Below are 25,871 nucleotides of genomic sequence, written 5' to 3' on the forward strand. Positions count from 1 at the left end.
AGTTAGAAGGATTTGGTCATGCGCCATCGTAAGAGTGGTCGTCAACTCAACCGCAACAGCAGTCATCGCAAAGCGATGTTCAGCAACATGGCTAGCTCTCTAGTACGTCATGAAGTTATCAAGACTACTTTGCCAAAAGCTAAAGAGCTACGTCGCGTAGTTGAGCCTTTGATTACACTAGCTAAGACTGACAGTGTTGCTAACCGTCGTCTAGCATTTGCACGCACTCGTGACAACGAAGTCGTTGCTAAACTGTTTAACGAACTAGGTCCACGTTTCGCTGCACGTCAAGGCGGCTACACTCGCATTCTGAAGTGTGGTTTCCGTGCAGGCGATAAAGCTCCAATGGCTTACATTGAGCTTGTTGATCGCCCAGAAGCTGCTGTTGAAGCTGCTGCTGAGTAATCAGTTCGTGATTAAAAAAGCCGAGCATCTGCTCGGCTTTTTTGTATCTGCAGTTTCTGAAAAGCTTTATGCTCCCCACAAACTGCTCAGCGAGCTGAGCAAACCTTCACTGGCACCCTGACCCGTCAGATATTGCAGTAGAAGTGGTGCAAACTGCGACACCATACTCGAATCCAGACCCAGTTGCTCAAACACTTTATTCACCGACTCTAAGCTTTGAATGCCCGACAACATGTCTTTGCTGCCTGACAGATTAAGATTGGTCAGTTGATCCATACCCGGAATGAGTTTGCTGAGCTCAGCGCTGTTGCTATCGGATAATTGGTTTTGTGCCAAAGATAATAGTGCTCCAACCCCACCAGTGGCTTGTTGATCGGAGATCGGGAGTTGGCTGGTTACTTGAGAGATGAGTGCTGAATTACTTTCTGCCTGACTGAGCGTACTGCTGACCATGCTGGCGAGATCATCGTTACTGCTGCCTAGGTTGAGGAAGGCATAACTTGGGGCACTGAATACGGTTCCTAGCATCAGTGTCCAGACGAGAGAGTGTTTCATGATGACGGTCATTCCTAAATGTTGGCTGAAGTTTAAGTTTAGATAAAAAAAGCGGCGCTGAGCGCCGCTTGATGTTAATTCTTTGCTAATTCGTTCTGCTTACAGAATGTCCAGCAGTTCCACTTCAAATACTAGGGCAGCAAATGGAGGGATAGCGGCACCTGCGCCACGCTCACCGTATGCCAGGTCGTGTGGAATGTACAGTTTCCATTTAGAACCCACAGGCATCAGTTGCAGTGCTTCAACCCAACCTTTGATTACGCCAGTCACTGGGAACTCAGCTGGTTGACCGCGCGATACTGAGCTGTCGAATACCGTACCGTCTACCAGTTCACCGTGGTAGTGAACACGTACTGCTTTATCTGCAGTTGGGATTTCACCAGTACCTTCAGTGATCACTTCGTACTGCAGGCCAGATTCCAGAACGGTTACTTCTGAACGCAGAGCGTTGTCTTTCAGGAATGCATCACCTTCAGAGGCTGCTGCTTTTGCTGCTTCTTGGCGTGCTTCTTCAGCGCGCATGTGCAGAGCTTGCAGAGCTTGGTTGATTTCATCGATTTCAATTGCTGGCATGTCGCCAACCAGTGCAGTGGCAATACCCGCTGCAATTGCATCAACACTCAAGCCTTCCAGACCGCTACCTGCCAGTTGCTGGCCCATTTGCAGACCGATACCGTAGCTTGCTTTCTGTTCTACGGTTTCAAATTTTACGTCAGACATAAAAGTCACTCTTTGTCGTATCAATAAAGGCCACAGGATAACAGGTTCAGCATAGGGATGAAACGCCCGGCGGGAAATCGTTACAATAAGGGCGCAAGGTGTGACTTTGCGCAGAATACCAGAGGAAAATCTTCAGGATTATGTCAACCTTTAGCAGATTAGGGGCCTGCCTCTATACTCTCGGCACATGAGTTTTTATACTGTGGCAAGGATTTTAGGGACGGATTAACATGAATCGTCGACATAAGAAAAAGCAACAGACAGATTATCTCGCACTGATTCAAAGCAAGTGGGCAGCTATCGACTTCCAATTTGACTGGCGCCAATATCAGCAAAAAGTGGTGCAGTTCTGGCAACGACTGCCAAAGTTGCATCAACGTGCTCTGATGGTGTTGGTGCCGGTGGTTTTAATATTGATGGTGATTCCGTTGCCTCAGCATTCGGCTGAAGCACCACAAACGCCAGCGTCAGGCCAGCGTGTGGAAGTGAACATTAATACCCGTGGTTTGAGTGAGCAGCAGTCAGCAGAGCAAAGCAAACTCAAATCGACTGCCTGGCATGAATACATCGTGCAGCAAGGTGATACGCTTTCGCAGGTGTTTCGTAACAACGAACTGCCAATGGCCGATTTGAACGATCTGGTGAAAATCGAAGGCAGTGACAAACCACTGAGCCAAATTCAACAGGGCCAACTGATTCGGTTTAAACTCTCCAGTGAGGGTAAGTTGGACATTCTGCAACTCGAGAAAAATAATCAATCGGTGATGTTTTTCCGTTTGTCCGACGGCGGCTTTGGCCGCAGCAAATGACGCCCTGCCAAGCTTGCCCGTTTGAGAATTCTGACGGGCAGCAGCGGTAACACAATCAGTGCGATGCCAAGCCAGGTCAGGCTATCAGGCATCTCGTTGAACCACCATATTCCCATCAGTGCGACGAAAATCAACCCCGAATATTCCGCCAGTGCAATCTGGCTGGCTGGCGCACGTCGGTAGGCGGCGACAGCGAGGCCGTTGTAGGTCAGAACTAGCAGCGCACTGCTGGCAACCCAGCCGATCTGTTCCAGAGTCATCGGGTGCCATTGCCACAAGGCGAGAGCCGCCGACAGCGGCAACGAAAACAGCGAAGTCCACATCAGGGTCGTGACGACTGTCTGCCTCGCGGGAATCTTCCGCGCCAAAATGTTAAACAGGGCTAACGTCATCGCTGTCCCGAGTGCAAACAAGGCTGCCCAGTGAAACTGCGAGGGACGCAGTACCACCAACACGCCAATAAACCCCAACACCGTCGCCACGACTTTGCCCAGTCCGGGTGTTTCCTTAAGCAATACGATTGACAGCGGCAGCATCAGCAATGGCGCGGCGTAAAACACCGCATTCGCGGTCGCCAGCGGCAAATAGGTAATCGCAACCAACATGCAGCCACTGCCGATTAATACCAGGTGGGCGCGTAATGTGGTCACGCCTGGATTCAGCAATGCGCGCTGCGCGCGAGGTTGTCGCCACCACAAGGGCAGAATGACAACCAACGAAATCAACTGGCGCAAAAACATATACTGAAAGGGCGACACTTCTCCATCAAGCAGCTTGACCGCAACATCCGAGAGTGACGCGGCCAGATTGCCCAGAACCAGTAACCACAGTGCCAGGGTATGAGGAGTCATGCGCCGCGCTTCATGTCCACATGCGCAATGCCATCTTCGAGATAGGTGGATGAGGTTCGTACAAAACCGTGACGGGCATAAAACTCCGACAGATGCTCCTGCGCGCCGATCTCAATTGCCTGATTGGGCCACAAGCTTTGGCACTGCTCGAGTGCTTCGCGAATCAGTTGATGGCCAAGACCATCTCCGCGGGCGGTCTGCAATGTCGCGACACGGCCGATACTGACGCTGGGGTAGCTGACTCCGGGTGGCAGAAGACGAGAACAGGCGATCAACTGCCCATTTCGGTAGCCAAGCAGATGCTTGACGCCTTCGGCAATATCTTTGTTGTCGAGTTCCGGATAGGGACAGGTTTGTTCAACGACGAACACGTCGACCCGCAGTTTAAGCAGTTCGTACAGTTGTTGGTTGGTGAGTTCAGAAAAAGAAAGGCATTGCCAGGTTACCATGCGTCACTCCTTAGGATGGTTAGCGCTTTACTCTAGCAGCGCACTCCGGCTTCAGCATTAACAAAAGTTAAGCGTCGGCAGCAAAAAAATTAAATCAATATTCACTGGTGCTGACGATTAAAATAACGATAATAGCCGCTCGTTTTTTCGTCTGACCTAAGGACACTCCCTTGAACCCAACATCTTTTGCTGCTTTGAACCTCAAGCCAGAACTGCTCTCAAACCTCGATACCATGGGGTTTACTCATATGACGCCGATTCAGGCGCAATCTCTGCCAGCAATCCTCAACGGTCAGGATGTGATTGGTCAGGGGAAAACCGGCTCAGGTAAAACCGCAGCGTTTGGTCTGGGCGTGTTGCAAAACCTCAACGTGAAGCGTTTTCGTGTGCAGTCACTGGTGCTGTGTCCGACTCGTGAGCTGGCCGATCAGGTCGCCACCGATATTCGCACGCTCGGACGCGCGATTCACAACATCAAAGTGCTGACTCTGTGTGGCGGTATGCCGATGGGGCCTCAGATTGGTTCGCTGGAACACGGCGCGCACATTCTGGTGGGGACACCGGGGCGTATTCTGGATCACCTGTCCAAAGGACGTATCGATCTGTCAGAGCTCAACACTCTGGTGCTCGATGAAGCGGACCGTATGCTGGAGATGGGGTTTCAGGAAGCGCTGGATGCGATCATCGCCGAAGCGCCAAAACAGCGTCAGACACTGCTGTTCAGTGCTACCTATCCGCAGGCGATTCAAGAGATCGCTCAATCGGTGACCCACGATTCGCTGATGATCAAAGTGGCCTCGACACATGAAGCATCGAGTATTCGCCAACAGTTCTACAAAGTAGAAGGCACGGAAGCGCGTGATGAAGCGCTGGCGACACTGCTGCTGAATCACCAACCGGAATCGGCTGTGGTGTTCTGTAACACTAAACGTGAAGTGCAGAGCGTGGCCGATGAGTTGCACCACAAAGGCTTCAGTGTGATTGAACTGCATGGTGATATGGAACAGCGCGAGCGCGATCAGGCACTGGTGCAGTTCGCCAACAAGAGTATCTCAATTCTGGTCGCCACGGATGTCGCGGCGCGTGGTCTGGATGTCGACAACCTGGATGCGGTATTTAACTTCGAACTGTCTCGCGATCCGGAAGTGCACGTACACCGCATCGGCCGTACCGGTCGCGCGGGCAGTAAAGGTCTGGCGATCAGTTTCTTCAGCGATAAAGAGATGTATCGCATCGCGCAGATCGAAGAGTACATGGACATCGTGGTGTCACCAGCTGAACTGCCTGCACCGATGAAAGGTGTCGCACCATACCGTTCGAACATGGTGACGATTCAGATCGACGGCGGTAAGAAACAGAAAGTGCGCCCGGGTGATATTCTTGGCGCGCTGACCAGCGATGGCAGCCTGACGGCGGATCAGATCGGTAAGATCAACTTGTTCCAGATGCGCGCCTATGTCGCGGTGCAAAAGAGCGTGGCTAAAGTGGCGCTGGAAAAACTCAGCAACGGCAAAATGAAAGGCCGTCAGTTCCGCGCCCGTTACATCAAATAAGCATCACTCGTTTCTCAGCCGGGCTTTGATTCGGCTGAGACTGATGGGCGTGATCCCCAGATAGGCGGCGATGTGGGTGTCGCTGACGCGCGGAATTAATTCCGGAAACTGCTGACACATCACCTGATAACGCTGTTCTGGGCGATAGAGCAACATAAACCGTTCTTTGTTTTCCTTGTGCATCAGCTGCGCTTCCAGCAGCTTGATATACAACGGATGAAAGCGTTGACGCCATTGGTGCAGATACTCAATCGGTAAGCACAGCAGCGTGACCGGAGTGAGGCTCTCGAGCAGATACGGCGACGGAGCACGGTGAATCAGGCTTTCAAAACCAATGATCCAATCCTGTTCCCAGTAAAACTCCTTACTGAACTCCTTGCCTTCTGGCGTCAGGTAGCTGGCGTGGCAAATTCCCTTACAGATGAAGTAAAAATGCGTCGGGTTTTCCCCCTGATTGACCAGAATATGGCGTGTCGGCAGCTCCAGCGGTGTCGCGGCTGCCAGCAGTTCGGCTGTCTCGTCGCTGCTAAAACCGTGTTCGCTCATCAACTGATGAAACTGCTGCTGAATGTCTGTCTCGGCGAATGACATGCCAGTTTGCTCCCATAAAAAAGCCGCAGCACATGCTGCGGCTGATACTGTACTCAATATCGGGTTACTTTTGTAGATCGATACGGTACACCGCAAAGCCCACCTCATCGGTGGCCACTTTACTCATCGGATACTGGCCTTTATTGGCAATAAACTGCGCCGCTTTGTCACTCGGTGAGGTCTCAAAACGAATGTCGAGTTTATGCGTGCTGTGGATGGGCGCAAATGACCAGTTGTTGTCCGCACTTGGCGTCACTTGTCCTTGCTCTTTGCTGACACGCGAAATGTAATCGGCGACCACAGTACGGTTCTCGTCCGGAGAATCAAACGCGATGAACTCACTACCCGTACCCGGGAACTTGTTGCTGTAGGCTCGGTAGTTATTGGTCGCGATCAGGAAGGTTTGATCATCACGAATCGCTTGGCCCTGATAGGTCAGATTGACGATACGCTGCGCATTCGGATGGGTTACCTTGCATTCGCCATCGTATTTGGCGGGCTGAGTTACATCAATCTGATAGTTCACGCCATCGAGCACATCAAAGTTGTAGGTACGGAAACCATCCCAGTTGATCAGCGATTGCGGTTGCTCAGAATTCACGTCGATCTGATTGAATTGTCCCGCAGAACATTCCAGCCACTCTTTGACCTCTTTACCGGACACTTTCATGGTCACCAGCGTATTCGGATAAAGGTAAAGGTCGGCGGCGTTGCGGAATGTCAGCTCGCCTGATTCCACTTCGGTAAAGTTAGAAGGATCGTTTTTGCGTCCACCGACTTTAAATGGCGCGGCGGCAGACAGCACCGGCAGACCATCCAGATTCGGGTCGCCCTGAATGAAGCGTTCAACGTAATCTTTCTGCGCCAGGTTGACGATTTGAATCGTCGGATCGTCCTGCACCAGTGCCAGATAGCTGTACATCACATCGTTGGCTTGTCCGATCGGCTGGTTGACGAAGTCACGCGTGCCTTTGTGATCGGCTTCCAGCGCTTTAACGATGCCTTTGTCGGCATCAACCAGTGGTTTGTTGTGAGCTTTGTCGAAGATAGGGCGCGCTTCTGACTGACCATGCGTCACTACCCACTGGCCGCCTTTTTGTTCCAGCGTCAAATCCATAACCCCGACATGGCTGCCCCAGCGGCCTGGCATCACGGCGGTCACGCCGTTAATCGTGCCTTGCGTGATGTCAGCCCCTGGAAGAGAGGCGAAGTCTTTACCCGGGAACACCGCGTGTGAGTGACCAAAGGCAATGGCATCAATACCCGGTACCTGCGTGAGGTAGTAAACCGAGTTTTCCGCGCCCAGTTTATAAGGGTCTGAAGAGACGCCAGAGTGAGGAATGGCCACAATCACGTCCGCGCCCTGAGCGCGCATTTCCGGCACCAGCTTTTCGGCGGTGGCTTTGATGTCTTTGGCAATCACTTTGCCGTCAAGGTTCTTCTTATCCCACACCAGAATTTGCGGTGGCACAAAACCGATGTAACCGACTTTAACTTGATGCGCCTTGCCATCGGTGTCTTTAAAGGTGTGCGTTTTGATCAGATACGGCTTAAAGAAGTGCTCGCCTGATTTTGCGTCGTAGACGTTGGCGTTGATGTAGGGGAAGTTCGCATCGTTGATCGTTTCGAGCAGAAATTTCAGCCCGTAGTTGAATTCGTGGTTACCGATGTTGCCCACATCGTAGCTGAGCTGATTCATCGCTTTGTAGGCTGGATGGACTTCGCCCGGCTTAATGCCTTTGGCCGCCATGTAATCGCCCATCGGGCTGCCCTGAATCAAATCGCCGTTATCCACCAGAATGCTGTTGGCGGCTTCGCTGCGCGCCTCTTTGACCAGACTGGCCGCTCGTGCCAGACCAATCTGTTGTGATGGTTTGTCTTTGTAGTAATCGTAATCCATCAGGTTAGTGTGGATGTCGGTGGTTTCGATAATGCGAAGTTTGATCGTTTCTGCCATCGCCGGGCCAGCTAACGTCAGCAGGCCGCCGAGAATGGCAACAGATAATGGTTTGATTGCCGCTGTCATGGTGCGCTCCAATCGGGTTGAGGGAAGTCAATAACTCGATAAATGTAACAAATAGTGATGAAACAATGACTTCAATGGGTAGTGAAATGTGATTTTAAGCACCTTATTGCGTACAGAAAGCGAGATTTTCCGGACCGTTCGCGCACTTCTTATTCACACCTTACCCGCTATTTTTGCCCCCTCAATGCTTCAACTGTGCCAATCCTATATCAGTTTTTCGAATAAAAAATGAAATTTTAGAATTTCAGGTAATAAAAGGAACTGCCCATAATGCAATCATCAATCGGGTAAGGGATGACAAAACATGGCGGGTTCACAAACAGTGTCAACGCTGACAACAGCAGCTCCACGCTTAGTGGCGGTCGATGGCGGCGCACACAACCAGACATGGTCCAAGATTGCCCGCAGCCAACTGCAGCCGGGAGAAGTGGCATTGGTGGGTGCCGGGCCGGGTGATCCGGAGCTGCTGACGGTGAAAGCGCTCAGCTATCTGCAACAGGCGGATGTGGTGCTGTATGACTACCTGGTGTCTGACGACATTATGGCCCTGATCCCGAGCGACACCATTCTGGTGTGTGTGGGTAAGCGCGCGGGTCATCACAGCGTGCCGCAGGAAAAAACCAACCAGTTGCTGGTCGATTTTGCCAAGCAAGGCCACCGTGTGGTGCGCATCAAAGGCGGCGATCCTTTTATGTTTGGTCGTGGCGGTGAGGAGCTGGAAGTGCTGTTTGATGCTGGCGTTCAGTTTCAGGTTATTCCGGGCATTACTGCCGCTGCTGGTGCAACGGCCTATGCAGGTATTCCGCTGACCCACCGTGATTACGCGCAGTCCGCGCTGTTTGTCACTGGTCATTTGAAAGCCGAAGCCGCCGATATGGACTGGTCAACGCTCGCTCGCAGTCAACAGACGCTGGTGATTTATATGGGGCTGATGAAATCGAGCACCATCGCCACGCAGCTAATTGAACATGGCCGCAACGCTAGTACGCCGATTGCGATCATCGAACGTGGCACGCAGTCAACGCAGAAAGTTTTTCGCGGCGCACTCAGTGAGTTACCTCAGTTAGCGGCACATGCTCAGTCGCCGTCACTGATTGTCATTGGTGAAGTCGTGACGCTGGCCGACAAACTGGCCTGGTTCGGTGACAACACCAACCCGTCAGCTCAATACCAATACGCATAACCCAATTATTCAAATTGCGAGACCCGGTCGCGGGTCTTTCAAGCCAACAGGCAGCTAAAAGGAAGCACGCAAAATGGATCAACAACGCTTAACCCATTTAAAACAGCTTGAGGCAGAAAGTATCCACATCATTCGTGAAGTGGCTGCGGAATTTGCCAATCCAGTCATGATGTATTCGATCGGTAAAGACTCTTCGGTCATGTTGCATCTGGCGCGTAAAGCGTTTTATCCGGGCAAGATCCCATTCCCCTTGTTACACGTCGATACCGACTGGAAATTCCGCGACATGATCGCGTTCCGTGACGCGACAGCGAAGAAATACGGTTTCGAGCTGCTGGTGCACAAAAACCCGGAAGGGATGGCGATGGGTATCAACCCGTTTGATCACGGCTCTTCGAAGCACACCGACATCATGAAAACTCAGGGTCTGAAACAGGCGTTGAACAAGTACGGTTTTGATGCGGCCTTCGGTGGCGCGCGCCGCGACGAAGAAAAATCTCGTGCGAAAGAGCGTGTCTACTCATTCCGCGATAAGAATCACACCTGGGACCCGAAAAACCAGCGTCCTGAGCTGTGGAAAACCTACAACGGCCAGATCAACAAAGGCGAAAGCATTCGTGTGTTCCCACTGTCGAACTGGACCGAACTGGATATCTGGCAATACATCTACTTAGAAGGCATCGAAATTGTACCGCTGTATCTGTCGGACGTGCGTCCGGTGGTCGAGCGTGACGGCATGCTGATCATGGTGGATGACGACCGCATGAAGCTGCAACCAGGCGAAAAGATTGAACACAAGAGCGTACGCTTCCGTACTCTCGGTTGCTACCCACTGACTGGCGCAATTGAATCGAACGCCAAAACACTACCGGAAATCATCGAAGAGATGCTGGTGGCGACGTCGAGTGAGCGTCAAGGCCGAGCGATCGACCACGATCAGTCTGGATCGATGGAACTGAAAAAACGTCAAGGTTACTTCTAAGGGTCTAAGGAAAGAAAATGAATAGTGCAGTTCAAGCTCAACTTGCTGAGCTAGGTATTGAAGGTTACCTCAATCAACACCAACACAAATCGCTACTTCGCTTCCTAACCTGTGGCTCGGTAGACGATGGTAAAAGTACGCTGATTGGTCGTCTGCTTCACGACTCAAAACAGATTTATGAAGATCAACTGGCCGCGGTGCATTCCGACAGCCAACGTGTCGGTACCACGGGTGAGCGCCCGGACTTAGCGCTGCTGGTCGATGGCCTGCAAGCTGAACGCGAACAGGGCATCACCATTGATGTTGCGTACCGTTACTTCTCGACGCAGAAGCGCAAATTCATCATTGCCGATACGCCGGGACACGAACAGTACACCCGTAACATGGCGACGGGTGCCTCGACTTGTGATCTGGCGGTGATCCTGATTGATGCGCGCAAAGGCGTGCTGGATCAAACGCGTCGTCACTCGTTCATCTCGAACTTGCTGGGGCTGAAACACTTCGTGGTAGCGGTCAACAAGATGGACCTGGTTGAATACTCGCAAGCGCGTTTTGAAGAGATTCGTGCCGAGTACCTTGAGTTTTCTAAACACCTGCACGGTGATATCGACATTCAGATCATTCCGCTGTCGGCGCTGGAAGGCGACAACGTGGTAGATAAAAGCGCGCACATGGACTGGTATCAAGGTCCGTCACTGCTCGAATTGCTGGAAACCGTCGATGTTGATCAGGAAAAAGGCAGCGGCGAGTTCCGTTTCCCGGTGCAGTACGTTAACCGTCCAAACCTCGATTTCCGCGGCTTTGCTGGCACGATCTCGTCGGGTTCAGTCAAAGTGGGCGACAAGATCAAAGCACTGCCGTCAGGCAAAACCTCCACAGTCGCTCGCATCGTGACGTTTGATGGCGATCTGCAACAAGCGCGCGCTGGTCTGGCGGTGACGCTGACGCTGGCGGATGAAATTGACATCAGCCGAGGCGATCTGATTGTGCAGGAGCAGGATCAGGTTGAAAGTACCAATCATCTGCTGGCCGATGTGGTGTGGATGACGGAGCAACCGCTTCAACCGGGCCGTGATTACGATGTGAAGATCGCCGGTAAGAAGACGGTCGGTCAGGTTTCAGCGATTCGTCACCAATACGACATCAACAATCTGTCGACTTATCAGGCAGCAGAACTGCCACTGAACGGCATTGGTCTGTGTGAGTGGACGTTCAATCAGTCTGTCGCACTGGACAAATATCTCGACTGCGCAGACACCGGTGGTTTCATCATCATCGACCGTCTGACCAACGTCACCGTTGGCGCAGGCCTGGTGCGTGACAGTCTGCAAAGCGTGGCACAAGCCGAAGGTCAATTCTCTGCGTTTGAAGTTGAACTCAACGCGCTGATCCGTAAGCACTTCCCACACTGGGATGCCAAGGATCTGAGTCAATTGCTTAAGTAATAAGTGATGGAGGGTGGGTAACCACCCTCGTGTTGAGGGATGTGTTATGTGGGAACAAGGGCTGGTACTGGCGATTCTGCTGGGCATCGTGACCTGTCTGCTGGTCACGCGAATTAAGCCGAGTTTCATTTTTGCCGGCGCGGCGTTTGTGGCGTTTATGTCCGGCATGATGGATGTGAACGCGCTGGCGTCGAACTTCACCAACACGTCTCTGCTGACTCTGGTTTTGTTGATCTTAGCCTCCAGCGCGTTGGAAAAAACACGTTTGGTCAGCTGGGTGAGCCGCAATATTTCAGAAGGCAACTTGGGCACCGTGGTGGCCAAACTGGGCTTGTCGACCGCGTTTCTCTCGTCATTCACGAATAACACCGCGGTGGTGGTGTCGCTGATTGGCGCGATCAAACGCAATCAACAGCATGCGCCGTCGAAGTTATTGATCCCGCTGTCGTACACCGCGATCTTTGGAGGCACGCTGACGTTGATCGGCACCTCAACCAATCTGATCATCAACAGCTTTGTCGAAGATGCCGGCCTGCCAAGCCTCAACTTTTTCGCGCCCTCGATGATCGGTCTGGCGGTGCTGGTGGGCGGGGTGATCATTTTGATCCCGCTGAGCTATCTGCTGCCCAGTTACGATGAACAGAATCAGGACGATCTGCCGTATTTCCTTGAAGCGATTGTCGAGCCGGGCTCGCCGTTGGTCGGACACAGTATCGCCGAAAACAACCTGCGCGCATTGCGTAAGCTGTTTCTCGCCGAAGTGATTCGCGATGGTGAAAGCGTACCGTCGGTCGGTCCGGATTTCGTATTGCAGGCGCGCGATCGTCTGCTGTTCTGTGGCGATGTGGAAAGTGTCTCGACGCTGCAGGAAATTCAGGGTCTGACGCTGTTTGGTCAGCATCACCTTAACGGCCAGAACTTCGTTGAAGTGGTTGTTAGCTCCTCGGCAAGCTTCTGCAACAAAACCCTCAAATCGAGCCGTTTTCGCGACCGTTTTGATGCGGTGGTGGTGGCGATACGTCGTGGGCATGAACGGCTGGAAGGCGGGCTGGGCAATATTACGCTGACCGCAGGTGACACATTGGTGTTGGTGCCGGGCAAACGCTTTGATGCGCAGCGCCGTGCCAACAGCCGCGAGTTCGTGCTGATCAACGATCTGGATTCCAGCGCCAAACTTGATACCAGTAAATCCACTCTGGTGCTGGTGGGGTTTGCCGCTGTGATTGGCGCGTCGCTACTGGGGTTTGTGCCGATCATCAAAGGGCTATTGGCGTATCTGCTGCTGCTGTTTGTGTTTGGCATTGTGCAAATCAGTGAGCTACGTCGCCGTTTCCCGGTCGACATCGTGGTGATCGTCGGCTCGGCGTTGTCGATTGCGCAGTTGATGATTTCGTCCGGCTTATCCGAGCGCATGGGCCAAATGTTTATTCAGGCCTTTAATGGCTGGGGTGTCTTCGGCGCGCTGGTGGCGACCTATCTGGTCACTCTGGTACTGACGGAACTCATTACCAACAACGCGGCGGCGGCGCTGGCATTTCCGATTGGCTACAGCATGGCTGTGGGCTATGGCGTGGATCCGATGCCGTTCATCATGGCGGTGCTGTTTGGCGCCAGCGCGAGTTTTATCTCGCCCTACGGTTATCAGACCAATCTGTTGGTGTACAGCGTGGGCAATTACAAACTGAGTGATTATGTGCGAGTCGGCATTCCGATTTCGCTGGTTTACTCAACGTTGGTGTTGACGCTGATCCCGGTATTTTTTCCGTTTTAATTTTTAAAATCTGTGCAAAAGGATGACATATGAGCACCGCATCGAATGTGAAAGACGACAACATCGTGTGGCATCAACACTCGGTTGATAAACACTTTCGCGCTGAGCTGAAAAAGCAGAAACCAGCGGTACTCTGGTTTACTGGCCTGTCTGGTGCGGGCAAGTCAACTGTGGCTGGCGCGCTGGAAAGCCGTCTGGCGACGCTGGGTTATCACACCTATCTGCTGGATGGCGACAATGTGCGTCACGGCCTGTGTAGTGATTTGGGTTTTTCTGAGCAGGATCGCCGTGAAAATATTCGCCGTATTGGTGAACTGGCCAAACTGATGGCCGATGCAGGCCTGATTGTGCTGACGGCATTTATCTCGCCGCACCGCGCAGAGCGTCAGTTGGTGCGTGACTTGTTGCCGCAGGGAGAGTTCATCGAAGTGTTCGTCAATACGTCACTGGAAGTGTGCGAGCAGCGTGACCCGAAAGGGCTGTACAAGAAAGCTCGTGCCGGTGAGATCGCCAATTTTACCGGGATTGATTCTGCGTATGAAGCGCCGCTCAATCCGGAAATCGACCTGCCTGCCGGCGATGCCAGCATTGATGAGCTGGTGGCGCAGTGTGTGGCTGAGCTGAACGCGCGCGGCATCATTGCTCAGTAAATCCATGGACTGAAAGCGATAAACAAAAAGTCAGGCTAAGCCTGACTTTTTTGTCTCTGCGGTTTGCCATTACACCGTGTGGTGAATCGTCGACGCACTGGCTTCGGTGTGCACGGTAAATTTCTGGCTCAGCAGTGCCACCAGTTGATCGTAGTAGCCCATATTGGGCTTGTTGCCGAGCAGGCGACACAGTTCATTGCCGGTAGGGGAGAAGCGGTAGTAGAGCAGACGCACGCCGCGCGAGTTGGCGTTGAGCGATAAATGCTTGCCCTGATAGCTCAGCGTCAGTGGCGGGTCGAGTTCAATTTCGCCGGATTCCAGTTCGGTGGCATGCAGCAGACCAAGCTCAATCAACACCAGTAAGTTGGAGTAGGGCATCTGGTGGCTGCCGATATTCAGGGTGTTGGTCACCGCCCGCTTGCCAAAACTGAACAAGCTGTTTTGAATCTTCAGTCCGAACAGCAGTTTCAGGCTCTGGTCACTGCCAAAACTGCAAGCCAGCCCCGCTGCGCGTTGCAGAATCTGTGCTTCTTTGGGCGTCATGTCCTGCAGTACTTTTAGCGCTTTCATCGAGGTAAAGCCCGGGTTGGTCACTTCACGTTTGAGTACCTGAGCCCACAAGCGCTGCATGGACGAGTTGTGAATGTCCTGTGCCATGTCGAAAAAGCGGTACAGCCAGTCCTGATCTGGATCACCGGCCGTCTCATTGCGACATGAGACATGGGCAAGACGCACAATCTGCTCCAGATTCTTCTGACGCTGCTCTTTACGATCACGCTCGCGCTTCAACGCGCGGTCGAGCGGGGTTTTCTTCGGAGCTTCACTCAGCAGCAGAGCATCAACACCATGCTGCTGCGCGATACTAAAAATGCGGTTGGCGCTGTCTTTGACGTAATTGGATTTTCTTTCCTGCGATGAACCGGAAGTCGGCTCGTGATCAATCACTACAGGTTGTTTCGATTCGGCCATGTTTTACCAGCAGTTATGCTTTTCTGACATGGTTTAAAATGTACCCTGTCTGCCGTGTTGCCTCCAGCGAAACTCTTGGTTGCAGCGCACAAATTTGCGCTATGCCAAATGATAATAATTTGTTAAAATTGTTACCGCTGTTTGTGGGGGTGCCAATGAAATACGGGAAGGATATAAAGCTGCGCAAGCACCTATCGATTGCTCTACTATTCGTTGTTTATCTGGGAGTACTGACGTATCTCTCCAAGTACATCGTTTAGACAGCACAATCAATAGGTTACTTGATTGTTAACACGATTTACATATCGTCGTATTCGGCGATCTCACTGCCTTCAATCACATAACCTGTTTCCGCCAGATCCAAACTGACCGATTCCGTCTTGAGCGTCCCAATCACGTACACCACATCCCATAGCTCCTGCACTGGCGCACCTTTCGGGAATTTCACGTAAATAATCTGATTCGGTGGCGGTGGTGGCACATGAATGCAGGCACCAAAATACGGCACCAATAAAAATTCCGTGACGGTATTTTCATCCCCTTCCAATGGGATCACAAAGCCGGGAATTTTTACCGTGCTGCCATTAAGTTCAGAACGCACATGGCCGATTTTGGATTGCTTGGCTGGTGCGCTGCCGTTGTGATCCGGCATCGGCATGCCCTGCTGATCAAACAGATTGCGTTCGTTTTCCGGAATCAAATCGATCCAGTCCAGTTTCAAGACTTCATCACTGCTAAATGCCGGTGCCGCGACGACAGTCATTAGCATCAGGGCGGCGCTCGCCAGCCATTTTTTCATCTCTTTCCCCAGTTATTCAGGTTGTTTACAGTCGAATCGTCATGCCGTCGCTGAGCGACTGGCGATAGGCGCGCAGCGCGGGAATAAAGCCAATCACGATGCCAGCCGCTTGCACATAGCCGAGTAGCTGCCACTCATAACCGGACAGCGATTCCAGCTGCAGACGGATGCCATACTGACTTTCAATCAATGGTGCGGCGATCGCCAGCAGGGCATAGAGTCCTGCCAGCCCGAGCACGATGCCTGAGAATGTCAGTACACTGGCTTCACTCACCAACAGCGCGAATACATGCTGTGGCCGGGCACCCATGGCACGCAGAATCGACATTTCCCGTCGGCGCTCCTGCAAGCTGGTAAGCAGGCTGCTGAGCATGCCGAGCAGCCCGGCGACCACCACAAATACTGAGACCGCCATCAGCGCCTGTTCTGCCACCGACATCATGCCCCATAATTCATGCAGCGCGACCCCCGGCATAATGGCACTGAGCGGCTCTTTGCGATACTCATTGATCTGGCGTTGCAGTGCAAATGTCTGAATTTTGGATTTGAGACCAATCATCATCGCGGTGATCTGCTTGGGTTCGAACTGACGCTGCTCTAGCTGAGTGGCATCCGGAGTATTTCCCAGATGCGCTCCGGACTCCCAGCCAACGTGAATCGCTTCAATGGCACCAAGCGAAACATGAACGGTTTTGTCAACCGGGGTACCCGTTGGCGCCAGAATACCCACCACGGTAAAGGGCAGATTGTCATGACGGGCAAAACCGACGTCACTGATACCATGAGCAATAATGATTTGGCTGCCAATGTGGTAACCCAATTGACGGGCAACATCGGCGCCCAGCACGGTCTCAAACAAACCGTTGAACTCGCGACCTTGAGAGAAAGTAAGTGGTTGCTTACTCCCATAGCGATAGTGTTCAAAGTAACTATGGTTGGTCCCCATCACACGGAAGCCTTTGTGCGAGTCGCCCAGTGATATCGGAATCGCCCATTTCACGGCCGGATGAGTACTGAACTCCTGATAGCTTTTCCAGTCGATATTGTTGGTGGCATTACCAATGCGAAAGACCGAGTAGAGCAGCAGATTGACTTGTCCGCTGCGGCCACCCACGATCAGGTCGGTACCCGATATGGTGTTGGCAAAACTGCTTTTGGCCTGAGTACGAATGCGTTCTACACCCAGCAGCAGAATAACGGAAATGGCGACGGTCAGAACCGTCAGCAGCGCGGTCGTCTTGCGGTTGAGCAGGCTTTTCCAGGCCAGTTTGACGGTGACGCTCATAACATCCCTCGCGCACGGTTGAGAGTAGGTAAGTGAACACTGCGGCTGAACAAGCTTTCCAGTGTCGGGTCATGGCTGACAAACACCAAGGTAGAGCCGACACGGTTTGCCTCTTCCAGCAGCAATTCAATGAAAGCGCTGCGATTGTCGTAATCGAGTGACGAAGTCGGTTCATCGGCGATGATGAGATGGGGCTCGCCAATCAAGGCGCGCGCGGCGGCCACGCGCTGCTGTTGGCCGATACTCAGTTCTACAACTGGTTTTTCCAGCAGAGCTTGCGGCAAGTGTAGACGCGTCAGCAGTGCTTTGGCCCGCTCAGTTAAAGGCTCGTTGACTTTGCTGCGGCGCAGGGCCGAGAACTGGCACGGCAGAATAACGTTGTCGATCACTGACAGATAAGGCAACAGATTAAATTGCTGAAAGATATAGCCAATATGATCGGCGCGAAAGCGATCGCGGGCGCTGGCTTTTAGCTGACTCAAATCCTGTCCGAGCAGGCGCACTTCGCCGCTGCTGGCGGTATTGATGCCGGTCAGCAAGCTGAGCAGGGTGGATTTACCGCACCCGCTTGGGCCTTTGATAAACAGATGCTCTTTGGCTGCGACACTCAGCTGTTCGATATCTAATGTCGGGCTGTCGCTGTCTGGCCAGCGAAAAGTGACCTGATTGAGTTCGATCACCTGCTTGGCCGAATAGAGATGGAGTTCACTCATCACAGTTCCTTGCAAAATAGTCTCGGGTAAGTAAGTACTTACCCGAGAGGTCCATTACAGTGAAATTCGAGCCTGACCCGGACGCAGTTCCGTCGCCGTCTGTACGCTGTCGGTCAGCAGATTCACGTCCATTTCCTGGGTGTTCGGGAACAAATCAAACCAGTGACTATCGATTTGCTTCAGCTCAGTAATCTGATCGCAATGGTACTGATATTGTACTGTGAACGAACCGTGCTGGTGCTCATCGTGATGCTCATGACCTTCATGCGCCTGTTCATGATCATCGTGGTGTTCATGGTCATCATGGCCTTGATGTTGCTCGTGGTCATGATCATCATGCTGGTCGTGGTCGTGGTCGTGGTCGTGGTCGTGGTCGTGGTCGTCCGCCCCACCCAATGTATGCTTGACGTTGGCCGTTTCCAGATGGCAACGCGCACCGTCACTCAGGGTGAAAATCGCCTCGGCGTTGTTGAGGTTTTCCAGCGCCTGATTGAGGCGTTGTGTCTGCTCATCTGTTTGCGGTGCGTGTTCAAAACCCACCACGTCAGCGCCAGGCGCGGTGATTTCAATCAAAAGATCCTGACCATCCTGAGCGATATTGAGTTCGACATGGCCATGGACATGGGCTTCGTGTTGGCGAAATTCTTCTTGAGCGAAAGCGCTGCCACACAGAGCGGCAGAAATGCTGAGTGCCAGCACAGGTTTAGTAAACATTGTTTGACTCCATAAATACTGAAATAGGTAATAGGCGCGCACAGCACGCGGGAATAGCAGTGATTTACAGAGTAGGCGGTGAGCGGGCCAGATAGGCCAGATAGAGCCGAGTAATGTTCAGCGTGGCCGCGACGGGCTGCAGATAATCGTGTTCGATCCACACCGGCAGTTCTGGCAGTGTAGCGGCAAGGCCGTGATGGGCACCGGAAAATAGCTGACAATGATGCTGCGTGTGATGCGATGGCGTGATATCCAGTTGATGTTCGACGTAAGCAAAATTGAGCCATAGCGTCAGCAGGATAGCCATTAAGGTGACTACCCGAGCATGCAGTCGCAGACTGTGCAGGCTATGGTTCATGGTGAATCCACTGGATGAAAAAAGAATTGTTATAGTATAACAATTAGACGTAGAGGCAAGTACGGATTGTGCCGTGAGCAGAGATTTCTCCTCACGGCATGAGAATTACAGGCTCTGTTTCACCAAGCCAAGTACTTGTTCGATTTCCGGTTCGCTGAGTGAACCTTCTTTAACAAACAGCACTTTCCCCGCTTTATCCTGAACGATAATTGCCGAGGATTCTTCCTGAAGATCCCAGCTTTTCGCAACTTTTCCGGCTTTATCCAGCACGATAGAGGACCATGGGAACTCTTTCTTGCTGTCCTGCGCGGACGATTTCACGAATGAACCGGTTCCCCAAATTGCATCATCCTGGTTGATGATCGAGGTGGTTTGGTACTGCTCTTCTGGAAAGTGCGCGGCAGTGATGGCGGCCATCAGCGCGGCGTTCATCTCTTTCGCACTGCTCCGCCCGGCAATCGCCTGAATGATGCGAACTTTGCCCGGCATCTGAGCACTGTTCCAGGGTTGGAAGGTGGTATCTTTGTTTTGCAGAACAACTTCCCCGTAACTGTCGACTTCGACATTCGGCACCGATTGGCCGAGCTGAATGTTGTGAGCGAGAGCGAGGGTTGGAGAGCACGCCAGCATTAAGGCGATAAGTGTTTTATTTTTCATTGTTTTTGTTCCTTTGGTTGAGCACCCAAAGGTATAGCACAGAAAATGAGGTTGCGAAAAATTCAGGTTACAGGAATGTGGGTTCCGGCAACCTGAAGCATCAGAGCGGTTTACGCCAGGCTCGGCGGGAAGCACACACCAGTGCCGCCTAAGCCGCAATAGCCTTGTGGATTTTTCGCCAGATATTGCTGGTGGTAGGTTTCCGCGAAGTAGTAAGGACCCGCTGGCAGAATCTCAGTGGTGATCAGGTCGCGTTGGTGCTCTTCCAGCAGCGCCTGATAATCGGCTTTGCTCTGCTCGGCAATGGCCTGCTGCTCGTCGCTGTAGGTGTAAATCGCGGAGCGATACTGAGTACCCAAATCGTTCCCCTGACGCATGCCTTGCGTCGGGTCATGGCGTTCCCAGAATGCGTGCAGCAGGGCGTTCAGTGACAGTACACTTGGGTTGTAGATGACGCGTACCACTTCGGTATGGCCAGTGCGTCCGGTACACACTTCTTCGTAAGTCGGGTTTGGCGTGTAGCCGCCTGCGTAACCAACCGACGTTGAGACTACGCCATCCAGCTGCCAGAACAGGCGTTCTGCGCCCCAGAAACAGCCCATGCCGATCAGAATTTCTTCCTGACCCGCCGCGGGTGCTGCCGAAAGACTGGTTTGATTGACGAAGTGAGTGTCTTCTACACTCATAGGAGTCGAGCGTCCTGGTAATGCCGTTTCAGCGGTGACCATCACTTGTTTGTCTAACATGATATTTCCTTTTTAATTCGCTGACTGTGTGACCATGAACAGAGAGACCGGATAATTGACTGTTTTCATACAGACTAAATTGCATATTGACGGTATGATTCTCAACTAGCTAAATCTTAACTGCTGTATAACGCCAATAATTAAGCATGAGACGAACCCCATTACCAGTGCTAATCTCGGCTTTATGCTTTTCTGCTGCTTCTTTCGCCGACGTGGATTTAACCATTAAAGGGCTGGAAGGCGGGCTGAAAGACAATGTCGATGCTTATCTCTCTTCTATACCCAAGAGCGACTACTCCACTCAGTTGCGCTTTCAGTCGCGTCTGGAGAAAACCATCACCGAGGCGCTCAATGCACTGGGCTACTACCACCCGCAATTTGACTTTGATGTCACCAAACCTAATCAGGCGATGACCCTGACGGTGGAGCCGGGGGAAGTGGTGCGTCTTAAGCTGGTGGACATCGTGATCACAGGCGAAGCGGAGAGCGACAAAGACTTTCAGCGCCTGATTCGCCGCAGCGGTCTGACGGTTGGTGAGCCGCTCAATCATGGTCAGTACGACAGCTTGAAATCGGGTCTGCGCAACTTGGCGCTGCAAAAAGGCTATTTTGATGGCGAGTATATCGTCAGCAAACTTGAAGTCGCGCCAGAGCTCAATGAAGCGTTTGTGCGTCTGCATTATGCCAGTGGCATTCGCTATCACTTTGGTGCCAGCACGATTACCGGCAGCCAGATCTACGAAAACCGTGTGCGCTCGCTACAACCGTTCAAACAGGGTGACCCGTATCTGGTGTCACAGGTGGGGCTGTATAACCAGAACCTCTCTAATACCGATTGGTTCTCGTCGGTGTTGGTTGAACCCGATCTCAGCCAGTTGACCAATGGCCGCGAGCTGCCGATGAATGTTTCATTGGCACCGCAATCGCGTAACCAGCTCGAAACGGGTATCGGTTATTCGACCGACGTCGGGGTGCGTGGCTCACTCAAGTGGAAAAAACCGTGGGTAAATGAACGCGGCCACAGTTTTGACAGCAGCTTTTCGATTTCCGCACCAGAGCAGAGCATTACCGCTGGCTACAAGATTCCGCTCGAAGACGTATTGCATGAGTACTATCGCATTCAGTACGGGATGAAGCACGTCGATAATCGTGATACGAAAAGTATCGAATCCAACTTGGCACTGGAACGTCACTGGTTGCTGGATAACGGCTGGCACCGTACCGTATTTGTTCGCTATCTGATTGAAGACTATGAGCAGGGTATACAGGACGATGCGGCTCAATTCGTCTTACCCGGTGTGACCTATACCCGCACCCGTTCGCGCATGAACGGTTCGCTGCTCACTTGGGGCGACAAACAAACCATGACGCTGGAATATGGCGACCCGGCTTTTATCTCGGATACTCGAGTGACACGGGTACAGGCGGGCACTTCCTGGTTGCGCAGCCTCGGAAATAACCACCGCGGTCTGATTCGTCTGGATGGCGGTGCGAACTTTGCCGAAGATTTCGATAAGTTGCCGCCATCGTTGCGTTTCTTTGCTGGTGGCGACAATAACCTGCGTGGTTACGGCTATGAATCGATTTCACCACGCGATGAAAGTGGTTCGTTGACCGGTGCGAAATACATCGCCACCAGCTCGCTGGAGTATCAGTACCGTCTGACGGGGAACTGGTGGGGAGCGCTGTTTGTCGATTACGGTGATGCATTTAACGATACACCGGATTGGAAAACCGGTACCGGTTTTGGTATTCGCTGGATCTCGCCAGTCGGCCCGATCCGACTCGACTTTGCCTGGGGGTTAGACTCAGATCCGGGTAGCCGCTTCAAGATCCACTTCACGCTGGGGCCGGAATTATGATCAGGCGCGCGATCAAATGGACCAAATGGTTCACCGCAGCTCTGGTTGCTCTGACCATCATTCTGACGCTGGCGATTGCCGGATTGCTGTTTACCAACCAAGGCTTGAATCTGGTGGTGTGGGGGGCGCAAAAAGCGCTGCCTCAACTGTCCGTTGGCGCCACGCAGGGCGCGCTGTTTCCTCGTTTTACTCTGCAGCAGGTTCGCTTCAACGATGCTGAGCTCAACATCGACACCGAGGTCGACAGTCTGACGCTGGCAGTAAAAGCCAGCTGCCTGCTGGATCCGGTGTTGTGTGTCAATGAAGTCGCCATTCGCGGCCTGCATCTCAATCTGCCTTCGCTGCCCGCTTCCAGTGACGAGGCGCCAAGCGCACCGTCTGAGCCGCTGACCAATCTATCGACGCCGGTGCCGATCAAACTGGGTCGTTTGGTGCTGGATGATATTCATCTCAATGTACTGGGTCACCAGCTTGACTGGCAACATTTCGCGACCAGCGCGACCTTTCAGAGCAATCGTCTGAGAATCGGCCAGACCGACTGGCAGGGCGTGCGCGTGGCACTGGCCCCGGCCGCTGAGACACCAACCTCCGCTGCGCCGCCAGCCGCCAATGAACCGACTCAGGATATCGTGTTGCCAGAGGTGATCATTCCGCTGCGCGTCGAACTGAACCGCTTTGATCTGCGTGACTTCACGCTGGTGCAAGAGACGCCGGTTCAGATTCATCATTTGGGGCTCAAAGCTAGCGCCTATCAGTCACAAGTGAGTGTTGATACGCTGGAACTCGACATGCCGCAAGTGAACGCCAAGCTCAATACGCAAATCACGCTGAGCGGCGATTATCCGTTGTCGCTCGCTCTCGATGCCACCGCGAAACTGGCAGAAGCCAAAGGGCAGACGCTGACGCTCAACGCCAGTGGCAGCGTCGCCAATCTGGCCTTGAAAGCTCAGCTGGCAGGCCGCGCTGAAGCTCAATTGAATGCCAAACTGCAGCCGCTGAACAGAGAGTTTCCGTTTGATGTCACCATCGACTCACTCAAAGCGCAGTGGCCGCTGGTGGAAAAGGGCGAGTATTTTGTTGAAGCGCCGCGTATCGCCGCCAAAGGATCGCTGCAAGGCTATCAGCTTGAGCTGCAAAGCCATCTGAAGGGCAATGCGGTGCCAGAAGTGGATGTCGCTCTGCAAGGTGAAGGGAATCTGCAACGCATTTCGCTCAATGAACTGAAGGTTCATACTCTGGGCGGGGATATTCAAGGGCAGGCCAGTGCCGACTGGAGTGCATTGGTCAAATGGCAGGCTTCACTGAACCTCAAGCAAATTCAGCCCGGACTGCAATGGCCGCAAGCCGAAGGCGTCGTCAGCGGCGATGTGGCGACCTCAGGCCAACTGACCAAGCAAGGGGGCTGGCAAGTTGAACTGCCGACTCTGGCGATTCATGGCATGGTGCGTGACTACCCGCTGGACATTAACGGCACGCTCAGTGCGTCGGATGTCAGCGGAACAAGTGATTTCAAATTTTCTACTCCCGGACTGACACTGGCGCACGGGCCGAACAAAGTCACGGCGCAGGGCCAGTTGGACAAAACATGGCGTTTAGGATTGTCTCTCGATCTGCCGGATTTAGCCAAAAGTGTGCCGGATTTAACAGGCAAGGTGATTGGCGATGTGACGTTGCTGGGGCCGCTTAAAGAGCCGAAAGTGAAGCTGGCGCTTGATGCTGACCGCCTCGCCTGGCAGCAAGAAGCAAAGGTAAAACACGTGACTCTGAGTGGCAGTGTGGTGCCGATGCCAACGCCGCAGGCGGATATCAGTCTGCGTGTACAAGGAATGGAGTATCAGGATCAGGTGGTGCGCACGGTGAATCTGGTTGCGCGTGGCACGCAGGCGCAGCATGAGCTGACGCTCGACGTAGACTCCGATTTAGTCTCGACTCAGCTTGCGGTGACGGGGAGCTTGTTGGAGAAACCCGCGATGATCTGGGACGGGCGTTTAGAGCGTGCGCGGATTGAGTCTCAACAGGGCGTGTGGGAGCTCAATCACGCAACCGAGATCAAAGCCGATATTGACCAGCAGAATGCAACGATCGCCGCTCACTGCTGGCGCCAGGCGGGTTCGTCCCTGTGTCTGGATAAGCCGGCTACCGTCGGTGCAAGTGGCGAAGCGCAGCTGTCGGTCAATCAGTTTGACTTTGCTCAGGTGAAAGCTTTCTTACCACCTGAAACATTGCTGCGGGGTTCTGTGGATGCTGACGTGTGGGCCAAGTGGTCACCGGATCAACCGCCGCAGGTGAAGGCAAAAATTCGCATGCCTGAAGGCAATGTGGAACAGAAACTGGAACAGACACTCAAACTCGGCTGGGACAAGATTGAGCTCAACGCGATGCTGGTGAAAAACCGCCTGCAGGTCGACTGGCAGGTGGATGTGACGGACAACGGCGATGTCAGCGGCAAGCTGACGATTCCGAATGTCATCGCTGAAGACAAGCAGATGCAGGGCGCGCTTAAGCTCACTACGTTCAACATTGATTTTCTCGCACCGCTGATTGGCGAATACAGCGAAGTGAAATCCAACATTGAAACCGATGTGACTTTCAGCGGCGCGATGTTGCATCCACAGGTCAATGGCCGTTTTAGTGTCAGCGATATGCAGGTGCGCGGTGACATTGCGCCGGTGGAAATCAACGCTGGCACGCTGGCCGTCAACTTCAACGGCTATCAGGCGACGTTGGACGCGGGCATTGAAACCACCGATGGCAAACTCAACGTGACTGGTGATGCCAACTGGCAGCAACTCGATGACTGGCGGGTCAATGCCCATGTCGGAGCGGAGTCTTTGCTGGTGGATCTGCCGCCGATGGTGAAAATGAAAGTGGTGCCCGATCTGACGCTGGCCATGCAGCCGAAACTGGCGAAAATCGACGGTTCGATAGCGCTGCCGTGGGGACGGGTTGTGGTCGAAGAACTGCCGCCGAGCGCGATCAGTGTCTCGAAAGATCAGGTGCTGGTGAATGCGGATCTGCAGCCGATTTCAGAGCAGAGTAGCATACCGTTTAACGTCGAAACCAACGTCAGCATCGTGATTGGGAATGACTTCAAACTGAGTGCGTTTGGTTTGGAAGGTGGTCTGGTGGGACGTTTGCAGGTCAGCCAGAAAGACCAGGGGCCATTTGTGACCGGTGAGGTGAATATTCAAGATGGTCAGTACCGCTCGTTTGGTCAGGACTTGATCATTCAGGAGGGTAAGATTCTGATGAATGGCCCGGTGGATCAGCCATACGTGTCGATCAAAGCGATTCGTAACCCGGACAACACTCAGGACGATGTGGTTGCCGGGGTGCAGGTGACGGGACCGGCCGATGAACCGACGGTGTCGATTTTCTCCGACCCGAGCATGCCGCAGGCCAACGCGCTGTCTTACTTGCTGCGCGGTCAGGACATTGATGGTGAAACGGGTGGCAACGCGATGACCACGACCCTGATTGGTCTGAGTCTGGCGAAAAGCGGTAAAGTGGTTGGCCAGATTGGCGAAGAGCTGGGCGTGCAGGATTTGCAGCTTGATACCGCCGGCTCGGGCGATGACTCACAGGTCACCGTAAGTGGTTACATTCTGCCAGGCTTGCAAGTGAAGTACGGTGTGGGTATTTTTAACTCGGTTGGCGAGTTTACGGTTCGCTACCGATTGATGAAAGATCTGTATCTTGAGGCGGTTTCAGGTCTCGACAGTGCTGTCGATCTGCTGTACCGGTTTGAGTTTGACTAACGCGTTGGCGGCCGAAAATG

The 25,871-nt window shown here is 53.0% G+C and carries 24 protein-coding genes; 10 read left to right on the top strand and 14 right to left on the bottom strand.

Annotated elements, in window-relative coordinates:
* Positions 1–18 precede the first annotated feature (18 nt).
* Positions 19–405, top strand: a complete 387-nt coding sequence (gene rplQ, locus JIG40_RS11535; protein WP_001216360.1) for a 50S ribosomal protein L17 — start codon at positions 19–21, stop codon at positions 403–405.
* Between the two features lie 66 nt (positions 406–471).
* On the opposite strand, the gene JIG40_RS11540 is transcribed toward rplQ, so the two are convergent.
* A complete protein-coding gene (locus tag JIG40_RS11540) occupies positions 472–960 on the bottom strand; it encodes a DUF2780 domain-containing protein (protein ID WP_020429109.1) in 489 nt (162 codons plus the stop codon).
* A 99-nt stretch (positions 961–1,059) separates the two neighbouring features.
* Entirely contained in the window at positions 1,060–1,680 is a 621-nt protein-coding gene (locus JIG40_RS11545; protein ID WP_020329492.1) for an FKBP-type peptidyl-prolyl cis-trans isomerase, read from the bottom strand.
* A 230-nt stretch (positions 1,681–1,910) separates the two neighbouring features.
* Here JIG40_RS11545 and JIG40_RS11550 point away from each other — a divergent pair, with 230 nt between their 5' ends.
* Positions 1,911–2,489, top strand: a complete 579-nt coding sequence (locus JIG40_RS11550) for a LysM-like peptidoglycan-binding domain-containing protein (protein WP_020429107.1) — start codon at positions 1,911–1,913, stop codon at positions 2,487–2,489.
* Here JIG40_RS11550 and JIG40_RS11555 read toward each other — a convergent pair.
* Both JIG40_RS11555 and JIG40_RS11560 read right to left on the bottom strand, forming a co-directional pair.
* Positions 2,435–3,340, bottom strand: coding sequence for a DMT family transporter (locus JIG40_RS11555; RefSeq protein WP_199465362.1), 906 nt, complete (start codon positions 3,338–3,340; stop codon positions 2,435–2,437). The genes JIG40_RS11550 and JIG40_RS11555 overlap by 55 nt on opposite strands.
* On the bottom strand, positions 3,337–3,789 hold the full coding sequence (locus JIG40_RS11560; RefSeq protein WP_199465363.1) for a GNAT family N-acetyltransferase: 453 nt from the start codon (positions 3,787–3,789) through the stop codon (positions 3,337–3,339). The genes JIG40_RS11555 and JIG40_RS11560 overlap by 4 nt, the downstream gene beginning before the upstream one ends.
* Before the next feature lie 170 nt (positions 3,790–3,959).
* Here JIG40_RS11560 and dbpA point away from each other — a divergent pair, with 170 nt between their 5' ends.
* Entirely contained in the window at positions 3,960–5,342 is a 1,383-nt protein-coding gene (gene dbpA, locus JIG40_RS11565) for an ATP-dependent RNA helicase DbpA (RefSeq protein WP_172567328.1), read from the top strand.
* A gap of 3 nt (positions 5,343–5,345) precedes the next feature.
* On the opposite strand, the gene JIG40_RS11570 is transcribed toward dbpA, so the two are convergent.
* Together JIG40_RS11570 and cpdB are read right to left on the bottom strand one after the other, a co-directional pair.
* Positions 5,346–5,912 (bottom strand): Crp/Fnr family transcriptional regulator, encoded by a 567-nt coding sequence (locus JIG40_RS11570; protein WP_024373769.1) that lies wholly within the window; start codon positions 5,910–5,912, stop codon positions 5,346–5,348.
* 85 nt (positions 5,913–5,997) lie between these two features.
* A complete protein-coding gene (cpdB, locus tag JIG40_RS11575; protein WP_199465364.1) occupies positions 5,998–7,959 on the bottom strand; it encodes a 2',3'-cyclic-nucleotide 2'-phosphodiesterase in 1,962 nt (653 codons plus the stop codon).
* A 304-nt stretch (positions 7,960–8,263) separates the two neighbouring features.
* On the opposite strand from cpdB, the gene cobA reads away from it, so the two are divergent.
* The 5 genes from cobA (at position 8,264) to cysC (ending at position 13,990) form a co-directional block, all read left to right on the top strand.
* Positions 8,264–9,142 carry a uroporphyrinogen-III C-methyltransferase gene (cobA, locus tag JIG40_RS11580; protein WP_020329498.1) on the top strand — a complete coding sequence of 293 codons (879 nt, stop codon included), beginning with the start codon at positions 8,264–8,266 and terminating at the stop codon, positions 9,140–9,142.
* Positions 9,143–9,215: 73 nt separating this feature from the next.
* The gene (gene cysD / locus JIG40_RS11585; RefSeq protein ID WP_020329499.1) at positions 9,216–10,124 is read left to right on the top strand and encodes a sulfate adenylyltransferase subunit CysD; all 909 of its coding nucleotides are present in this window, start codon (positions 9,216–9,218) and stop codon (positions 10,122–10,124) included.
* A 17-nt stretch (positions 10,125–10,141) separates the two neighbouring features.
* A complete protein-coding gene (cysN, locus tag JIG40_RS11590) occupies positions 10,142–11,569 on the top strand; it encodes a sulfate adenylyltransferase subunit CysN (RefSeq protein ID WP_199465365.1) in 1,428 nt (475 codons plus the stop codon).
* A 46-nt stretch (positions 11,570–11,615) separates the two neighbouring features.
* The gene (locus JIG40_RS11595; RefSeq protein ID WP_020329501.1) at positions 11,616–13,340 is read left to right on the top strand and encodes an SLC13 family permease; all 1,725 of its coding nucleotides are present in this window, start codon (positions 11,616–11,618) and stop codon (positions 13,338–13,340) included.
* A gap of 29 nt (positions 13,341–13,369) precedes the next feature.
* A complete protein-coding gene (gene cysC / locus JIG40_RS11600; RefSeq protein ID WP_020429095.1) occupies positions 13,370–13,990 on the top strand; it encodes an adenylyl-sulfate kinase in 621 nt (206 codons plus the stop codon).
* A 69-nt stretch (positions 13,991–14,059) separates the two neighbouring features.
* Here the strand turns inward: cysC and JIG40_RS11605 are convergent, their stop codons facing one another.
* The 8 genes from JIG40_RS11605 to msrA form a co-directional block, all read right to left on the bottom strand.
* Entirely contained in the window at positions 14,060–14,959 is a 900-nt protein-coding gene (locus JIG40_RS11605) for a TIGR03899 family protein (RefSeq protein ID WP_020329503.1), read from the bottom strand.
* 298 nt (positions 14,960–15,257) lie between these two features.
* On the bottom strand, positions 15,258–15,758 hold the full coding sequence (locus JIG40_RS11610) for a DUF3299 domain-containing protein (RefSeq protein WP_020429090.1): 501 nt from the start codon (positions 15,756–15,758) through the stop codon (positions 15,258–15,260).
* Positions 15,759–15,783: 25 nt separating this feature from the next.
* Complete coding sequence (locus JIG40_RS11615) at positions 15,784–17,043, bottom strand: ABC transporter permease (RefSeq protein WP_024374635.1); 1,260 nt, start codon at positions 17,041–17,043, stop codon at positions 15,784–15,786.
* On the bottom strand, positions 17,040–17,756 hold the full coding sequence (locus JIG40_RS11620; RefSeq protein WP_020329507.1) for an ABC transporter ATP-binding protein: 717 nt from the start codon (positions 17,754–17,756) through the stop codon (positions 17,040–17,042). The genes JIG40_RS11615 and JIG40_RS11620 overlap by 4 nt, the downstream gene beginning before the upstream one ends.
* Positions 17,757–17,810: 54 nt before the next feature.
* On the bottom strand, positions 17,811–18,470 hold the full coding sequence (locus JIG40_RS11625; protein WP_158142564.1) for a DUF2796 domain-containing protein: 660 nt from the start codon (positions 18,468–18,470) through the stop codon (positions 17,811–17,813).
* Positions 18,471–18,534: 64 nt separating this feature from the next.
* Positions 18,535–18,828 (bottom strand): DUF2607 family protein, encoded by a 294-nt coding sequence (locus JIG40_RS11630; protein ID WP_038156540.1) that lies wholly within the window; start codon positions 18,826–18,828, stop codon positions 18,535–18,537.
* 105 nt (positions 18,829–18,933) lie between these two features.
* The gene (locus tag JIG40_RS11635) at positions 18,934–19,485 is read right to left on the bottom strand and encodes a YtfJ family protein (protein WP_020329510.1); all 552 of its coding nucleotides are present in this window, start codon (positions 19,483–19,485) and stop codon (positions 18,934–18,936) included.
* 110 nt (positions 19,486–19,595) lie between these two features.
* Positions 19,596–20,231 (bottom strand): peptide-methionine (S)-S-oxide reductase MsrA, encoded by a 636-nt coding sequence (gene msrA / locus JIG40_RS11640; RefSeq protein ID WP_020329511.1) that lies wholly within the window; start codon positions 20,229–20,231, stop codon positions 19,596–19,598.
* A gap of 146 nt (positions 20,232–20,377) precedes the next feature.
* On the opposite strand from msrA, the gene JIG40_RS11645 reads away from it, so the two are divergent.
* Together JIG40_RS11645 and JIG40_RS11650 are read left to right on the top strand one after the other, a co-directional pair.
* Positions 20,378–22,093, top strand: coding sequence for an autotransporter assembly complex family protein (locus JIG40_RS11645; RefSeq protein WP_158147924.1), 1,716 nt, complete (start codon positions 20,378–20,380; stop codon positions 22,091–22,093).
* Positions 22,090–25,851 (top strand): translocation/assembly module TamB domain-containing protein, encoded by a 3,762-nt coding sequence (locus JIG40_RS11650; RefSeq protein ID WP_199465366.1) that lies wholly within the window; start codon positions 22,090–22,092, stop codon positions 25,849–25,851. The genes JIG40_RS11645 and JIG40_RS11650 overlap by 4 nt, the downstream gene beginning before the upstream one ends.
* Positions 25,852–25,871: the final 20 nt, after the last annotated feature.

Origin of the sequence: Vibrio sp. bablab_jr001 (assembly GCF_016464285.1) — a bacterium.
GTDB lineage: Bacteria > Pseudomonadota > Gammaproteobacteria > Enterobacterales > Vibrionaceae > Vibrio > Vibrio fluvialis.

Bases quoted from the DNA above. Each gene is read 5' to 3' on its own strand.
- rplQ (WP_001216360.1), top strand. From the start codon at position 19: ATGCGCCATCGTAAGAGTGGTCGTCAACTCAACCGCAACAGCAGTCAT.
- JIG40_RS11540 (WP_020429109.1), bottom strand. From the start codon at position 960: ATGAAACACTCTCTCGTCTGGACACTGATGCTAGGAACCGTATTCAGT.
- JIG40_RS11545 (WP_020329492.1), bottom strand. From the start codon at position 1,680: ATGTCTGACGTAAAATTTGAAACCGTAGAACAGAAAGCAAGCTACGGT.
- JIG40_RS11550 (WP_020429107.1), top strand. From the start codon at position 1,911: ATGAATCGTCGACATAAGAAAAAGCAACAGACAGATTATCTCGCACTG.
- JIG40_RS11555 (WP_199465362.1), bottom strand. From the start codon at position 3,340: ATGACTCCTCATACCCTGGCACTGTGGTTACTGGTTCTGGGCAATCTG.
- JIG40_RS11560 (WP_199465363.1), bottom strand. From the start codon at position 3,789: ATGGTAACCTGGCAATGCCTTTCTTTTTCTGAACTCACCAACCAACAA.
- cpdB (WP_199465364.1), bottom strand. From the start codon at position 7,959: ATGACAGCGGCAATCAAACCATTATCTGTTGCCATTCTCGGCGGCCTG.
- cobA (WP_020329498.1), top strand. From the start codon at position 8,264: ATGGCGGGTTCACAAACAGTGTCAACGCTGACAACAGCAGCTCCACGC.
- cysD (WP_020329499.1), top strand. From the start codon at position 9,216: ATGGATCAACAACGCTTAACCCATTTAAAACAGCTTGAGGCAGAAAGT.
- cysN (WP_199465365.1), top strand. From the start codon at position 10,142: ATGAATAGTGCAGTTCAAGCTCAACTTGCTGAGCTAGGTATTGAAGGT.
- JIG40_RS11595 (WP_020329501.1), top strand. From the start codon at position 11,616: ATGTGGGAACAAGGGCTGGTACTGGCGATTCTGCTGGGCATCGTGACC.
- cysC (WP_020429095.1), top strand. From the start codon at position 13,370: ATGAGCACCGCATCGAATGTGAAAGACGACAACATCGTGTGGCATCAA.
- JIG40_RS11605 (WP_020329503.1), bottom strand. From the start codon at position 14,959: ATGGCCGAATCGAAACAACCTGTAGTGATTGATCACGAGCCGACTTCC.
- JIG40_RS11610 (WP_020429090.1), bottom strand. From the start codon at position 15,758: ATGAAAAAATGGCTGGCGAGCGCCGCCCTGATGCTAATGACTGTCGTC.
- JIG40_RS11615 (WP_024374635.1), bottom strand. From the start codon at position 17,043: ATGAGCGTCACCGTCAAACTGGCCTGGAAAAGCCTGCTCAACCGCAAG.
- JIG40_RS11620 (WP_020329507.1), bottom strand. From the start codon at position 17,756: ATGAGTGAACTCCATCTCTATTCGGCCAAGCAGGTGATCGAACTCAAT.
- JIG40_RS11625 (WP_158142564.1), bottom strand. From the start codon at position 18,470: ATGTTTACTAAACCTGTGCTGGCACTCAGCATTTCTGCCGCTCTGTGT.
- JIG40_RS11630 (WP_038156540.1), bottom strand. From the start codon at position 18,828: ATGAACCATAGCCTGCACAGTCTGCGACTGCATGCTCGGGTAGTCACC.
- JIG40_RS11635 (WP_020329510.1), bottom strand. From the start codon at position 19,485: ATGAAAAATAAAACACTTATCGCCTTAATGCTGGCGTGCTCTCCAACC.
- msrA (WP_020329511.1), bottom strand. From the start codon at position 20,231: ATGTTAGACAAACAAGTGATGGTCACCGCTGAAACGGCATTACCAGGA.
- JIG40_RS11645 (WP_158147924.1), top strand. From the start codon at position 20,378: ATGAGACGAACCCCATTACCAGTGCTAATCTCGGCTTTATGCTTTTCT.
- JIG40_RS11650 (WP_199465366.1), top strand. From the start codon at position 22,090: ATGATCAGGCGCGCGATCAAATGGACCAAATGGTTCACCGCAGCTCTG.